The organism is Ruegeria sp. THAF57 (assembly GCF_903914075.1).
In the GTDB taxonomy this organism is placed as follows: Bacteria; Pseudomonadota; Alphaproteobacteria; order Rhodobacterales; family Rhodobacteraceae; genus Ruegeria.
On sequence record NZ_CAIWNQ010000001.1, the window covers coordinates 412,474 to 427,160 of the forward strand.

A 14,687-nucleotide genomic window follows, 5' to 3' on the forward strand; every position below is an offset into this window, starting at 1 on the left:
CGAAACCCCCTGTTTTCATGGCATTTCTTTGACGTCGGGCACGTTCGCCAATCACACGAACTTGACACAGATCAGAGTTGGCAGCGGCCCGTTCGCGCAAAACGCCTGCATCAACAAACCTAAAGGCAGTACAATGACCAACAAACTCGCCGCTCTGACCCTCTCCACCGCGCTTGTTGCGCTGGCTGTCCCAGCTTTCGCCCAATCTCGGGGTGATTGGACCGTCGGACTTGGTGTGGGCTATCTCGACCCGAAATCCGACAACGGCACGCTGAGCAATGGCGCCAGCGTCGAGGTTGACTCGGACACGCGCCCGATCTTCACGGTAGAATACTTCGTTCGTGACAACCTTGGCGTCGAATTGCTGGCCGCAACGCCCTTCAGCCATGACATTACCCTGGCTGGCAGCATCGACGGCGGGACCGTCAAGCACCTGCCGCCCACACTGTCGCTGAACTATCACTTCCCGACCAATAGCGCGTGGAAGCCTTACGTTGGCGCTGGTATCAACTATACCATCTTCTTTGACGAAAGCTCGGCTCTGGGCGATCTGGAACTGGATGACTCGGTTGGTGTCTCTCTGCAGGCTGGTCTGGATTACATGGTCACCGAAAAAGGCGCCGTGCGTCTGAACGTGCGCTGGTTCGACATCGACTCGGATGTCAGCCTCGACGGAAACGACCTCGGCACTGCCGAAATTGATCCGTGGCTGGTCGGCGTTTCCTACGTCCATCGCTTCTGATCCTTCGAAGAAACGCCCCGCAGTTCCCTCGTCTGCGGGGCGTTTTTTCATCACTCCATCCCGCTCATCAGTTCCCGGCCGATCAGCATCCGGCGGATTTCACTGGTGCCCGCGCCGATCTCCATCAGCTTGGCATCGCGGAAAATCCGGCTGACGGGAGAATCCGACAGGAACCCGGCCCCGCCCATTGCCTGCACCGCCTGATGCGCCTGCGTCATCGCCGCCTCGGACGCGTAAAGGCAGCACGCCGCCGCATCCTGACGCGTCACATCCCCGCGATCACACGCCTTGGCCACTTCGTACACATAGGCGCGGGCTGAATTCATCGCCGTATACATATCCGCGATCTTTCCCTGCATAAGCTGGAAGCTACCGATGGGTTTCCCAAATTGCTTACGCTCGGCCAGATAGGGCATGATCTCATCCAGACAAGCGGCCATGATGCCGGTGCCGATTCCGGCAAGCACCACACGCTCATAGTCCAACCCGGACATTAGAACCGCGACACCCTTCCCTTCTTCGCCAAGCACGTTGTCGAAAGGCACTTCGACGTCTTCAAAGATCAGTTCGGCCGTATTCGACCCGCGCATCCCCAACTTGTCGAAATGGGGTGAGGTGGAAAAGCCGGTCATCTCTTTCTCGATCAGAAAGGCGGTGATTCCACGCGACCCGGCCTCTGGGTCAGTCTTGGCGTAAACGACCAGAGTATCCGCGTCCGGCCCGTTGGTGATCCAGTATTTGCTGCCATTCAGACGATAGTGATCATTGCGCTTCTCGGCCCGCAACTTCATTGACACCACGTCGGATCCTGCCGACGCCTCGGACATCGCCAGTGCACCCACATGTTCACCCGAAATTAGGCGCGGCAGGTATTTCGCCTTTTGCTCATCCGTTCCGTTCAGCTTGATCTGATTGACGCACAGGTTCGAGTGGGCACCATAAGACAGTGATACCGAAGCCGAAGCCCGGGCAACCTCTTCAACGGCGACGGTATGGGCCAGATACGACATGCCCACCCCGCCGAATTCTTCGGGCACCGTAATGCCCAACATCCCCAAATCGCCCATTTCCTTCCAAAGCTCATTGGGAAACGCGTTCGAGGCGTCAATCTCTGCGGCCATCGGCTTGACCCGCTCCTGCGCCCAGCGGTGAACCATTTCACGCAGAGCATTCACATCCTCGCCCAGATCAAACTGCATGGTCGCCGCGAACATATGCGATCTCCTCCCTCGCATTAATGAACAGTTGTTCAATAAGTATCAGCGAATCTTTTCCGGGTCAACGACGGCCAAGCAGAAACACACCACCGCCCCGTCAGGGGTGGTGGTGTCAAAGCATCAAGCGTGCGCCTTCAGCGCACTCCTTTGGATTACGATTGGTAGACGGCCCCGACCTCGGCCCGGATGATCCGCGCAATCAGGCGGCAATCGTCCAGCGAGAATGTCAGCGGCACGCGCATGTCCATGATCCCGGCCAACACCCGGTCACTGGCAGGCAAAGGCGCGCTGTCGGCGTAGCGCCAGCTATCATAGCGCGAGGTAAACCCGGTGGGCTCGGCCCCGCCAAACCACTTCAGCTCGACCCCGCGCGCAGCACAGCGGCGGATCACTTCGGCAATGCGCTCGGGTGACCAGTCCAACAGCAGGAACTGAATGGACGAGCCCACATAGGTCTCACCCTCGGGCCGCTCCACAATCGTCAAGCCAGGCGTGCCGCACAGCCCCTTTTCAATCTCGGCATAACGCTCATTCCACCGTGCGACCTGTCTATCCAGATCCCGTAGCTGAGGCCGCAGGATCGCCGCCCTCAGATTATCCATCCGACCCGAGACATTGGGCGTAGTATATTTGATCCGTTCGAACACTTCAGGTCCCGGCGCGGCCAGATGGCGTTCATACAGCATATAGGATCCCGACAGCATTGTGGCCTTGGCCGCCAACTCCTCATCATCGGTGATCAGCAAGCCGCCCTCGCCCGAGTTCACGTGTTTATAGGTCTGACAAGAATAGCACCCGATGGCCCCCTGCCGCCCTGACAGTTGCCCACGCCACGCGGCACCCATCGTATGCGCGCAATCCTCGATCACAGTCACACCCGCGGCGTCGCACATCTGCATCAGCCGATCCATGTCACACAGATGCCCGCGCATGTGGCTAAGCATCAGCACCCGCGCCCGATCCAGCTTGGCCTCTAGATCCTCCAGATCAATCACCAACCCCTCGGTGACGCCCACGAAAACGGGCTTTGCCCCGACCGAGGCGATGGACCCCGGCACTGGGGCCAGCGTGAAGGCATTGGTCAGAACCGGATCACCGGGCCGCACACCCACCGCACGCAATGCGGTCGCCAGCGCATAGCCGCCCGAGGACACAGCCAGACAGTATTTCGCCCCCATCTGCGCGGCAAATTCTTGTTCCAGCAAAGCAGTTTCACCCAGCTCTCCGGGCGTCACGTTATAGCGATGCAAACGACCGTGACGCAGAACCGCCAATGCGGCCTCGATCGCTTCGTCGGGGATGGGTTCCTGCTGCGTGAAACTGCCAGTGAATGTCTCGGTCATATGCCCGTTCTGAGGCCGCGCGTGCGCAGCGTCAAGGGTTTACGCCACCGCTCCGATAAGGCTGGTCACAACCTCGGGCAGATCATCGAAGTGATGCAGCAACGCTTCGGGTTCCAGCGCAGCCATATCCGCGCCCGACGGACCAAACGTTACCAACACCGAAGGAACCCCAGCTGCACGCGCTGTATTACGGTCGGTATCGGAATCTCCGATCAGAACACAAAGATCGGGATGCCCCCCAGCCCGTCGCGCGGCCTCGCGCAGCGGTTCAGGATCGGGCTTGCGAACCGGCAGGGTGTCGGCCCCCACCAATGATGAGAACTGATCCCGCACGCCCATCTGGGTCAGCAACTGATCGGCAAGAGCTTCGGGCTTGTTCGTGCAAATCCCCACGCCGTACCCCGCGACCTTCAATGCCTCAACCGCATTAAGTGCACCGGGGTAGAATTGCGTATGGGTATCAATGGCCTGCGCATATGCGTCCAGCAGCATCGGATAATATGCGTGAATCGCCTGTTCATCATAAGCCCCGACACGCTTCAATCCGTGCGTCAGCATCATCCGGCCACCCCGCAGCGCGACCGCAGCATCCTGCCCGTGAACCAGAACATCCCCGTGCCCCATATGGCGAAAACAGTGGTTCGCGGCCTCAAGCAAATCACCCGAGGTATCGGCCAATGTCCCATCCAGATCGAAGATAACCGTTCGCATCGTGCCTCCTGCTTCGGCGGTTTTTCGCCGTATCCTGTTGCAAACGGCAATCTTGTTTGATGGCTGAACCGCTTGCGCCTTTGCACTCAGCGGATAAAACGGACCGCAACAAAACACAAAGAGAAAACGATTTCATGAGCACCGCCCTTGTCATCCTTGCCGCAGGTAAAGGCACCAGGATGAATTCGGACATCCCTAAGGTCCTTCATCCGATTGCCCAGACACCGATGCTGGCTCACACCATGCGCGCCGGATCGGTCCTGTCGCCCGAGCGTACCGTGATCGTCACCGGACACGGGTCCGAGGCCGTGGCGAAAGTGGCGACCGCCGAAGACGAAACAGCCCGGATCGCAGAGCAGACCGAACAGTTGGGCACCGCTCATGCCGTCGCTCAGGCACGCACTGCGCTGGAGGGGTTCAGGGGTGACGTGGTGGTGTTGTATGGCGACACTCCGTTCCTTCAACCCGAGACACTGGAGCGGATGATCGAGGCGCGCGCTCAAAACGATCTGGTTATCCTCGGGTTCGAAGCCGCCGATCCCGCGCGCTACGGTCGCTTGGTCATGAACGGAGATCATCTTGAACGAATTGTCGAATTCAAGGATGCCTCAGATGAAGAGCGCGCGATAACTTTTTGTAATTCTGGTCTTTTGGCGTGCAACGCAGAGGTGTTGTTTTCCCTGATCGACGCGGTGAGTAACGATAATGCGGCCGAGGAATACTACCTGACCGACGTCGTGGAAATCGCCCGCAGCCGTGACTTGAAAGTCACCGCAATTGCCTGCGACGAGGCCGAGACGCTGGGGATCAACTCGCGCGCTGATCTCGCCGCTGCCGACGCTGTATTCCAAACCCGCGCGCGGTCAGAACTGCTGGACCTTGGCGTGACTTTGATGGCCCCTGAGACCGTTTATCTTGCCTCGGACACGATTATCGGACGCGACACGGTTATAGAACCGAATGTGGTATTCGGCCCCGGCGTCACGGTCGAAAGCGGCGCGACGATCCGAGCCTTTTCGCATCTGGAGGGCTGTCACGTCAGCCGAGGCGCTATCGTCGGCCCCTATGCCCGCCTGCGCCCCGGCACCGAATTGGCGGAAGACACGCGCATCGGAAACTTTGTGGAAATCAAGAACACCGAGATCGCTGAGGGCGCAAAGGTCAACCACCTGAGCTATGTCGGCGACGCGATTGTCGGCGCGGCCACGAATATCGGTGCGGGTACGATCACATGTAACTATGACGGCGTAATGAAACACAAAACGACCATTGGTCAGAACGTGTTCATCGGATCGAACACGATGCTGGTGGCTCCTGTGACCATAGGCGATGGTGCCATGACAGCGACCGGAACAGTGGTGACGCGCGACGTAGAGCCTGATGCGCTGGCACTGGCCCGAGCCAAGCAGGACAACAAACCCGGCTATGCGCGCAAATTGTTTGAGATGCTCAAGGCGAAGAAGGCTCGCCGCGATAAAGGAGCTTGACCTATGTGTGGAATTGTAGGCGTTTTGGGGCGGCACGAAGTCGCCCCCATTCTGGTTGAGGCGTTGAAACGTCTGGAATATCGCGGTTATGACAGCGCCGGGATCGCAACAGTGAACGGTGGTGATCTGGGGCGTCGCCGGGCCGTGGGAAAGCTGGTGAACCTCAGCGATCTGCTGGTGCATGATCCCCTACCTGGCAAGTCCGGCATCGGCCATACACGCTGGGCCACCCATGGCGCGCCCTCGGTAACAAACGCGCACCCGCACAGGGCAGGTCCGGTGGCCGTGGTGCATAACGGCATCGTCGAAAACTATCGCGATCTGCGTACAGAGCTAGCCGAGCACGGCGTGGGCTTCATGACCGAAACCGACACCGAAACCGTCGCGCTGATGGCCGAGCACTACCTGTCTACGGGGCTATCCCCGGTTGAGGCCGCCTTTAAGACAATTGACCGTCTGGAAGGCGCGTTTGCGCTGGCGTTTCTCTTCGAGGGGCACGAAGACCTGATCATCGCCGCGCGCAAGGGATCGCCGTTGGCGATCGGGCATGGGGATGATGAGATGTTCGTTGGTTCGGATGCGATCGCGCTGGCGCCGCTGACGGATCGCATCACCTATCTTGAAGAAGGCGACCGCGCGGTGCTGACCCGTACCACGTTGGAAATTCGTAACGAAGCGGGCGATCTGGTCAACCGCGACGTCCGCCGGATCAAGCTAGACACTGCGCGCACCGACAAAGGTGGGCACAAGCACTTTATGGCCAAGGAAATTGCGGAACAGCCCGTGGTCGTGGCCGAAGCGATCCGTTCGTATTTGCCCACCGGCGGAGATGAGGTCACCCTGCCAGCAGAACTGGACTTTACCAAGCTCGACCGTCTGACGATGGTTGCGTGCGGCACCGCCTTTTTTGCCTGTCTGACCGCCAAGTACTGGTTCGAGAAGCTGGCCAAAATGCCGGTCGAAGTCGATATTGCCAGCGAATTCCGATACCGGGAACCTCCGATCAGTGACCGGACCGCGGCGCTGTTCGTTAGCCAGTCCGGGGAAACAGCAGATACGTTGGCGGCCTTAAGGTACTGTGAAGGCAAGGCGGACAAGATCGTTTCGGTGGTCAATGTCCCCGAAAGCTCGATCGCGCGCGAGAGCGATGTGGCGTTGCCCATTCATGCCGGGGTCGAGATCGGAGTGGCATCGACCAAGGCTTTCACATGCCAATTGAGCGTGTTGCTGATGCTTGCATTAAAAGCCGCCTCGGATCGCGGGACGTTGACGGCAGAAGAACTGGCCGACCACGCCGCCGCATTGCGCGGCTTGCCTGCGGTGCTCAACGTCGCGTTAGAGCAGAACGACGCGATACGCGCATCAGCCCAACGACTATCTGAGGCGCGGGACGTTCTGTTTCTGGGGCGCGGCCTGATGTATCCGCTGGCCATGGAAGGCGCGCTAAAGCTAAAGGAAATCAGCTATATACACGCCGAAGGTTATGCGTCTGGCGAGCTGAAACACGGCCCCATCGCCCTGATCGACAAACATATGCCGGTGGTTGTGATGGCGCCGCGTGACGCGGTTTTCGACAAAACCATATCGAACATGCAAGAAGTGATGGCGCGCAAAGGCAAGGTCATTCTGATTTCGGATGGCGACGGGATCGCCGAGGCTGAGGACGGCGTCTGGAGCACGATCCGCATGCCGCTTGTTCACGAAAGCCTCGCCCCGATCCTCTATTCGGTTCCTGCGCAGTTGCTGGCGTATCACACGGCCGTCGCCAAGGGCACAGACGTGGACCAGCCACGCAATCTGGCAAAATCTGTTACGGTGGAGTAGCGACACTTGGACGCCTATCTGGATCAGATCAAAGAACATGCCGATCCCGAGCGCGCTACGCAGATGGCGGCCTATCACAAAGCCGCCCGTCCTTATTTAGGGGTCGCAAACCCTATCTTGAACGACCTGACAAAAGCGTGGCGGCAAGACCTCGACGTGGCCTCTCGGGTTCAATTGGCCGATGACCTTTGGCAGACAAACATTCATGAGGCTCGCTTGGCCGCCGCCAAATTGCTGACTCAGGCGCGCATACGGCCGGATGATGCAGTTTGGGATGTGCTGCAAAGTTGGTTGCCGGATTTCGATGCCTGGGCCGTTGCGGACCACGCGTGCATGGCCATGCAAAAGCGATTGTCAGCCGACCCAGACAGGCTGATTCAGGTCGAAGGTTGGACATCCTCAGACCACATGTGGACACGTCGCGCAGCATTGGTGGCGACCCTGCCGTGGACCAAGCAAAACCACCCCAAGCCGGATGATCTGGACCGTCGGGATCGCATTTTGACCTGGGCCGCAGGATATGTCCCCGACCGTGATTGGTTCATCCAGAAAGCCATCGCATGGTGGTTGCGCGAGCTATCCAAGCACGACCCATCCCGCGTTGTCGCGTTCCTGCAGACATATGGGGATGCAATGAAACCCTTTGCGCGCAAAGAGGCCGGAAAGTACCTGAAGGATCAGTTTGAGTAGACCTCAAGCTCGACCAATTCATCGAAAGGCAGCAGCAATGCCCGCATCGCATCTAACGACAACCGGCTGCCCCCGCCTTCCGGCCCAGAAGCAGGCACCAGCGTAATGTAGGCCTGAGCGCCAGTTTTCGGAACCACCACCCGCCCGGTGAATTCGGTCTCGACCAGCGGTGTTTCCAGCCAACGCCCCGGTGTTGTGGGGTCGCCTAGGCTGGCCACAGTGGTTTTCGGTCCAGCCCAACTGGGGGCAGACACAGCAACAGGCTCGGGGTCAGCTTCGTCTGCGACTTCTACTGCTTCGGGCTCGGCTTGAGCCTTCTCACTGTCGGCGCCAAAGACGCGATCTGTCGTGGATCGGACGGTGTCGCACCCCGCAACAACCGCGAACAAAACAAAAAATGCAATCCTCATACCGGTAATCTACCGTTCCAACGGCCTCTGATCTAGACCAAAGCACAGTTCGCCCTTGTCGCAGCGGGGTCACCGCTTTACCTATGGTGCATGACTGCTGCTCCACTAATCGACCCGTTTGCCCGTGCAATCACCTACTTGCGTGTTTCCGTCACGGACCGCTGCGACTTTCGCTGTGTTTATTGTATGTCCGAAGACATGAAGTTCCTGCCCAAAAAGGATCTTCTGACTTTGGAGGAACTGGACCGGATGTGTTCGACCTTCATCAACATGGGCGTCGAAAAGCTGCGCATCACGGGGGGTGAACCTTTGGTGCGCCGGAACATCATGGCGTTCTTCAACGCGATGACACGCCATCTGGAAAGCGGGGTACTTAAGGAGTTGACCCTCACAACCAACGGATCGCAACTTCATCGTTTCGCAGACGACCTCTACGCAGCCGGCGTGCGCCGCGTGAACATCTCGCTGGATACGCTGGACGAGGACAAATTCGCCCAGATCACACGCTGGGGACGCCTGAAACAGGTCTTGAAAGGCATTGACGCAGCTCAGAAAGCCGGGCTGCGCATCAAGATCAACGCCGTTGCCCTTAAGGGTTTCAACGAAGAGGAGCTCCCTCAAATCACGCGGTGGTGCGCCGAGCGCGACATGGATCTAACCTGGATCGAAGTCATGCCCATGGGTGATATCGGCAATGAAGACCGCCTTGATCAGTACTGGTCGCTGAAGGACGTGCGCAAAGAGTATGAAAACCACTACACAGTCTCTGATCTGGCCGAGCGCACGGGCGGACCGGCGCGCTATGTACGGCTTGAAGAAACCGGACAGAAAATCGGGTTCATTACACCGCTGTCCCACAATTTCTGCGAAAGCTGCAACCGTGTACGCCTGACCTGCACCGGTGAATTGTATATGTGCCTTGGTCAGGAAGACATGGCCGACTTGCGCAGCTCACTTCGGGATCATCCAAACACCGAAGAGCCGCTGGAACACGCAATCCGCGCGGCCATCAATCTGAAACCCAAGGGCCACGATTTCGACTATTCCCGCCAGTCCGTCGACGGAAAGATGAGCCGTCACATGAGTCACACAGGCGGCTGACATGCCCGATCATTCAGAACGACCAACGCTGCTATACACCCTGTATTGCGGCCTGACCGGCGTTGCCGCGCCAATCGTTTGGCAGACGGTTCGAAAGAAACTACAGGCGGCCGATGTCCCGGTCGAGCGTCAGCACGAACGGTTGGGCCATGCAAGCCTGCCGCGACCAAATGGCCAACTGATCTGGTTTCATGCGGCAAGCGTCGGCGAAACCCTGTCCGTCATCACCCTGATCAAACGCCTGGGTCAACGCCTGCCCCAGGCCGAGTTCCTCATAACGTCCGGCACGCCGACCTCAGCCTCGTTGATCGCAAAGCGGATGCCCCCGCGCACGCGCCACCAATTCCCACCGCTTGACACGTCCGGACCCGTTCAGCGCTTCCTCAACCACTGGCGACCGGACGCTGGTATTTTCGTCGAAAGCGAAATCTGGCCCCGGCTCATCGTTGAAAGTGCAGATCGCAAAATCCCACTGGCCTTATTGAACGCCCGTCTCTCAGACAAATCTGTGGAGGGATGGAAAAAGCGGCCAGTAACCGCACGTTTCATTCTGGATAAGTTCAGTCTGTTCCTGACCCAACATGACAAGGCGGCCGAAAACTTGCGCCAAATGGGGGCTACACCCGAACGGGTTCAGTCAGGCACCAACCTCAAAGCTATGTCCGACCCCCTGCCTGTTGACCAGAACACAGTATCGCAAATCCAAAACCAGATTTCAGGCCGCCCCATGTGGATTGCCAGTTCCACCCATCAGGGCGAGGAAGGCGCCGTTCTTGGCGCACATGCACAGTTGCTCAAACATCGCCCCGACTTGCTATTGCTTCTGATCCCCCGCCACCCGGAACGACGGGACGAGGTTGCCGCCCTTATCAAACAAGCTGGACTAACAGCCGCCTTCCGGTCCTCTGACCAAGCGATCACGGACACAACACAAATCTACGTGGCCGACACTTTAGGGGAAACCGGCACATGGTACGCAATCTGCCCCATCGTGTTCCTCGGCGGCTCATTGAAGGAAATCGGAGGGCACAATCCCTTTGAACCCGCGCAAGCTGGCGCTGCGGTCATCACCGGGCCCGGCTACTACAATTTCGCTGAAACATTCGCGCCCCTGATCGAAGCCGGAGGTGCGGTGGAAATAAACTCTGCCCCGCAACTGGCAGCTATCGTTGACAAATGGCTATCGGACCCAAGCGCACTGAATTCAGCCCGAGCAGCCTCAAAATCCTGCGTCAATACACAGAAATCGGCCCTGAATGATGTCGTTGAAACCCTCCGTAACAGGCTTAATCTGGGGCCAAAGGATCCCTCTTCATCTGGCTAAAATATCCCGGGGGTGTGGGGGCAGCGCCCCCACCTACGCCGCCATTCACGCAGCGGGCATTCGCTGTTCCACAATCTCCGCCCACCAACTGCACCCCGCAGGAATGGCCTCATCGTTGAAATTGTATTCAGGGTGATGCACAGCCGCTGAATCGCCGTTTCCTACAAGAATATAGGCTCCCGGTCGCTCCTCTAGCATAAAGGCAAAGTCTTCGCCCCCCATGACCAAAGGTGCCTCGGCGCACTCACCGGCCACGGATCGCGCGACATCCGCTGCAAAATCAGTTTGCTCTTCGCTGTTCACCATCACGGGATAACCGCGGTAATACGTGACTTCTGCCGCTCCGCCGAATGTGGCGGCAACCCCGTTGCAAATTTCGCCGATCCGCTTTTCAGCCAGCCCCCGCATTGCTTCGCTCATCGTGCGCACCGTACCTTTTAACCTGACCGTCTGGGGGATCACGTTGAAAGCTGTCGAAGACGTTTCAAAAGAAGTGACCGACACGACAATCTGATCAATGGGATCGGCATTGCGCGACGCAATGGTCTGCAAGGCCATGACCGCTTGCGCGGCAAGGACAGTCGTATCGACTGTTTCATGCGGCTTGGCCGCATGGCCCCCTTTACCTTCAAATACGATATCGAACTGGTCGGTCGCTGCAAAAAAGGCACCGGGGCGTATCGAAAAGCTTCCGACCGGACGTCCGGGCCAGTTGTGCATCCCATAAACTTCCTGAATGCCCCAACGGTCCATCATCCCGTCTTCGCACATCTCACGACCACCGCCGCCGCCCTCTTCGGCGGGCTGAAAGATGACAGCCACAGTGCCATCAAAGTTTCGCGTCTCCGAGAGGTATTTCGCCGCCCCCAACAGCATGGCCGTATGCCCGTCGTGACCGCAGGCATGCATGGCGCCCTCGGTCTTGGACGCATAGTTCAACCCTGTCGCCTCATGAATCGGCAGCGCGTCCATATCAGCCCGCAATCCGATCACCTTGCCCTTTGTATCGACCTTGCCTTTGATGATGCCCACGACACCCGTGCGCCCGATCCCGGTCACGACCTCGTCACAGCCAAATTCCCTCAGCTTTTCCGCGACCAAAGCACTGGTGCGATGGGTTTCGAACAGGATTTCGGGATTCTGGTGGATATCACGCCGCCACTCGGTGATTTCGTTTTGCAGTTCCGCGAACCGGTTCTTTATCGGCATGTCTACCTCCCATATTGTTCTTGTTCCCTGCTCTTGGCAGTCAATCCAGTGCAGCAGGTCGCAACGCACCGGACAAGATAACTATCATGATTGCAAGCGGCAGCAGGGCCATAAACGCCAACCGCAATGTAAGCATCTCTGCCAAAAACCCAATAAGCGGAGGCCCGATCAACAACCCGCCATATCCCAGTGTGGCTACGCTTGCGATGGCTTGGCCGGGCGGGACATTTGGATCGTTGGCCGCTCGACTAAACGCCAAAGGCATAATGACCGCATAACCGATGCCCATCAGCGCAAAGCCTGCCAGCGCCAATTGGGGCTGCACCGCGGAAACGACGCCTAGAACACCCAATGCCGCGCACACGCCACCAAATCTGGCCGTCGCGACAGGCCCAAACCGGGCGATGACGACGCCTCCGGCCAACCGAAAGGCAACCATGGTGACTGAGAATACAGCGTACCCCAAGGCCGCGACACTCTCGGCTGCGCCCGTCACGTCCCGCAAGAAAATCGCGCTCCAGTCTGCAACTGCGCCCTCTCCCAATGCACCGCAGAGGGCTGTAAATCCAACAAGGATCAGGGCCCCGGATGGCAGGGCAAAAACCGCCCCGCCGGGCGAAGCCGACCGGCGCGACGTCCAGCGCACCCAAGACAAAACCAGCGCCAAACCAACCACGACGCCGCCCGCAAGAAGAAAGTGCTGCATTACAGTCATTCCAAGCTGAACGGCACCGTACCCACTCAGCGCACCCAGCCCGGCCCCAAGGCTCCACATCGCGTGAAACGAAGACATGACGGGCTTATCATAGGCTTGTTCAACTTCAGCAGCCCATGCGTTCATCGCAACGTCCATCGATCCGTGAAACGCCCCGAATATGAATAGAAAGGCCGCCAGCGCCCAAAAACTACCGGCAACAGCCAACAGAACCAGCGAAAGCGTGTAGAGAACCGCGATGACACGCGTGATGGAAACCGCCCCAAACTTATCCGTCAAACGACCGGTTATCGGAAAGGAACAAACGGCCCCGGCCGCCATGAACAGCAAGCCAAGACCCAAAGCCTCGTGCGTCAAGTCCAGCCTGTCCCGTACCGCGGGGATACGGGACGCCCATATGCCAAACAACGCACCATTCAGGATGAACATGGCGGCTACAGCCCGCCATGCGGCTACGATTCCAATCACCGGTCTACCCTCAGCTCTCCGCCTGCCCCGGTCAGTACTACAGACACGGCACGGAATGGCAAACGAGGTTTACTCCAACCGTCTGCGAATTTGCCGGATCGCAAACCAAACGATAAGCACAACCGGGATCGTGACAATCGCCGTCAGCATGCCTTTGCTTATCCCGGCCTTGGTCAAAGGGTACAAAAGGTAGCTGACCAAAGAGACCGCATAATAGCTGATGGCAACCACCGACAACCCCTCGACCGTATGCTGCAAACGCAGGGCCAGATCAGCGCGACGGTCCATACTTTCCAACAGCGCCTGATTCTGCGCACTGCGTTCCACATCCACCCGGGTCCGCAACAGCTCTCCTGCGCGGATGGCCCGATCCGACAGGGCCTGCAAGCGTCGCTCGGTCGACTTCACGGTGCGGATCGCGGGGTCATAGCGCCGCATCATGAAATCGGCAAAGCTCTGACGGCCCTCAAACCTCTGCTCGCGCAACACCTCGATGCGTTGATTTACGATGGCTTCATATGCGCCCGTTGCACCGAACCGAAACGAACACCGGGCAGACAATGTCTCCAGCTCAATCGACGTGGCAAGCAGGTCCGGCAAAAGCTCGTCAGGATGGGCCGAATTGTCGGTCATCTGCCCCATCAAATTGGTAAGTTGCGCGTCCAACTCACCAATCCGGGGCGTCAATTGCTTGACGCGGGCAAAACCCAACATCGACATCGCCTTATATGTTTCGATCTCGCACAAGCGCTGAATGATCCGCCCCGTCCTGCGCCGCCCGGTGCCTTGGTTCACAAACAGCGCGAAGCGCATATGTCCAGCCGGATCAATCCGAAAGTCGCTCGCGCATATGGCCGCATCATCCAACACTCTCGCCACAGCAAGACTTTCCGGTTCGAACCAATCGGCCAAGGCGTCCTTGGCCGCCGCATCGCTTTCCAGGTCCACCACCCGCATCATGGCCGAGGTGACACGCTGACCCGGACTCGCCATCAGCCAGTCCTGTGGGAACACCTCAAAATCGGCAGGATTGAAGGCACGGTCGCTGACATTCTGCGTGATCGCAGTATACGTCACAAACTCGGTATGCTGCTCCCACTTGAGCCAATGACGGCCAATCTGACCCGCATAATGGGTGGCCTCAGGCTGCGGATGCGGCGCGCCATGGCGATCCAGCAGATTGATCAAATGCACCATATCTTCGTGCCGATCCCGCCCGACAGCCTCAGTGGTTTTCTTTATGGCCAGAAACACCACCGTGCAGGGCGTCGACGCCACCGGAAATGGGCGCGCATGCAGTTCGTTGGCCAGCGCATAGCGCAGCGGATGATCATCAATAGGCGTCATTCAGGGCTCCGGGTCTGACCAGCGCACTATACGATACCTTAAAAATACATCAATTCTCTTTTTATTTCATATGCTTACAAGGATACTACGGTATACAAA

General features: G+C 58.4%; 13 protein-coding genes. 6 read left to right on the top strand and 7 right to left on the bottom strand.

All coding sequences use genetic code 11. From position 1 onward, the window contains the following. Positions 1-133 precede the first annotated feature (133 nt). A complete protein-coding gene (locus tag RUESEDTHA_RS02000; RefSeq protein ID WP_180883885.1) occupies positions 134-742 on the top strand; it encodes an OmpW family protein in 609 nt (202 codons plus the stop codon). A 50-nt stretch (positions 743-792) separates the two neighbouring features. Here the strand turns inward: RUESEDTHA_RS02000 and RUESEDTHA_RS02005 are convergent, their stop codons facing one another. The 3 genes from RUESEDTHA_RS02005 to RUESEDTHA_RS02015 all read right to left on the bottom strand — a co-directional run bounded on the left by RUESEDTHA_RS02005 (position 793) and on the right by RUESEDTHA_RS02015 (position 4,013). Continuing rightward, the gene (locus tag RUESEDTHA_RS02005; protein WP_180883887.1) at positions 793-1,956 is read right to left on the bottom strand and encodes an isovaleryl-CoA dehydrogenase; all 1,164 of its coding nucleotides are present in this window, start codon (positions 1,954-1,956) and stop codon (positions 793-795) included. A 155-nt stretch (positions 1,957-2,111) separates the two neighbouring features. Next, positions 2,112-3,302 carry a DegT/DnrJ/EryC1/StrS aminotransferase family protein gene (locus RUESEDTHA_RS02010; protein WP_180883889.1) on the bottom strand — a complete coding sequence of 397 codons (1,191 nt, stop codon included), beginning with the start codon at positions 3,300-3,302 and terminating at the stop codon, positions 2,112-2,114. A 39-nt stretch (positions 3,303-3,341) separates the two neighbouring features. After that, positions 3,342-4,013, bottom strand: a complete 672-nt coding sequence (locus RUESEDTHA_RS02015) for an HAD-IA family hydrolase (protein ID WP_180883891.1) — start codon at positions 4,011-4,013, stop codon at positions 3,342-3,344. Positions 4,014-4,147: 134 nt separating this feature from the next. Between RUESEDTHA_RS02015 and glmU the strand changes: the two genes are divergently transcribed. From glmU to RUESEDTHA_RS02030, 3 genes are read left to right on the top strand one after another with little or no spacing between them, the layout of a single operon-like run. Beyond that, positions 4,148-5,500 (top strand): bifunctional UDP-N-acetylglucosamine diphosphorylase/glucosamine-1-phosphate N-acetyltransferase GlmU, encoded by a 1,353-nt coding sequence (gene glmU / locus RUESEDTHA_RS02020; protein WP_180883893.1) that lies wholly within the window; start codon positions 4,148-4,150, stop codon positions 5,498-5,500. Positions 5,501-5,503: 3 nt separating this feature from the next. Then, positions 5,504-7,324, top strand: a complete 1,821-nt coding sequence (gene glmS, locus RUESEDTHA_RS02025; protein ID WP_180883895.1) for a glutamine--fructose-6-phosphate transaminase (isomerizing) — start codon at positions 5,504-5,506, stop codon at positions 7,322-7,324. A 6-nt stretch (positions 7,325-7,330) separates the two neighbouring features. Further along, positions 7,331-8,014, top strand: a complete 684-nt coding sequence (locus tag RUESEDTHA_RS02030) for a DNA alkylation repair protein (RefSeq protein WP_180883898.1) — start codon at positions 7,331-7,333, stop codon at positions 8,012-8,014. Here the strand turns inward: RUESEDTHA_RS02030 and RUESEDTHA_RS02035 are convergent. Beyond that, the gene (locus RUESEDTHA_RS02035) at positions 8,002-8,424 is read right to left on the bottom strand and encodes a hypothetical protein (RefSeq protein WP_180883902.1); all 423 of its coding nucleotides are present in this window, start codon (positions 8,422-8,424) and stop codon (positions 8,002-8,004) included. The genes RUESEDTHA_RS02030 and RUESEDTHA_RS02035 overlap by 13 nt on opposite strands. Positions 8,425-8,514: 90 nt before the next feature. Between RUESEDTHA_RS02035 and moaA the strand changes: the two genes are divergently transcribed. Both moaA and RUESEDTHA_RS02045 read left to right on the top strand, forming a co-directional pair. Beyond that, positions 8,515-9,525, top strand: coding sequence for a GTP 3',8-cyclase MoaA (gene moaA / locus RUESEDTHA_RS02040; RefSeq protein WP_180883905.1), 1,011 nt, complete (start codon positions 8,515-8,517; stop codon positions 9,523-9,525). Position 9,526: 1 nt separating this feature from the next. Beyond that, complete coding sequence (locus RUESEDTHA_RS02045) at positions 9,527-10,849, top strand: 3-deoxy-D-manno-octulosonic acid transferase (protein ID WP_180883908.1); 1,323 nt, start codon at positions 9,527-9,529, stop codon at positions 10,847-10,849. Between the two features lie 45 nt (positions 10,850-10,894). Here RUESEDTHA_RS02045 and RUESEDTHA_RS02050 read toward each other — a convergent pair whose 3' ends face one another. From RUESEDTHA_RS02050 to RUESEDTHA_RS02060, 3 genes are all read right to left on the bottom strand, one after another. Beyond that, complete coding sequence (locus RUESEDTHA_RS02050; RefSeq protein ID WP_180883911.1) at positions 10,895-12,058, bottom strand: M20 aminoacylase family protein; 1,164 nt, start codon at positions 12,056-12,058, stop codon at positions 10,895-10,897. 40 nt (positions 12,059-12,098) lie between these two features. After that, positions 12,099-13,241 carry an MFS transporter gene (locus tag RUESEDTHA_RS02055; protein WP_255431593.1) on the bottom strand — a complete coding sequence of 381 codons (1,143 nt, stop codon included), beginning with the start codon at positions 13,239-13,241 and terminating at the stop codon, positions 12,099-12,101. A gap of 69 nt (positions 13,242-13,310) precedes the next feature. Next, on the bottom strand, positions 13,311-14,588 hold the full coding sequence (locus tag RUESEDTHA_RS02060; RefSeq protein WP_180883914.1) for a DUF3422 family protein: 1,278 nt from the start codon (positions 14,586-14,588) through the stop codon (positions 13,311-13,313). Between the last annotated feature and the right edge of the window lie 99 nt (positions 14,589-14,687).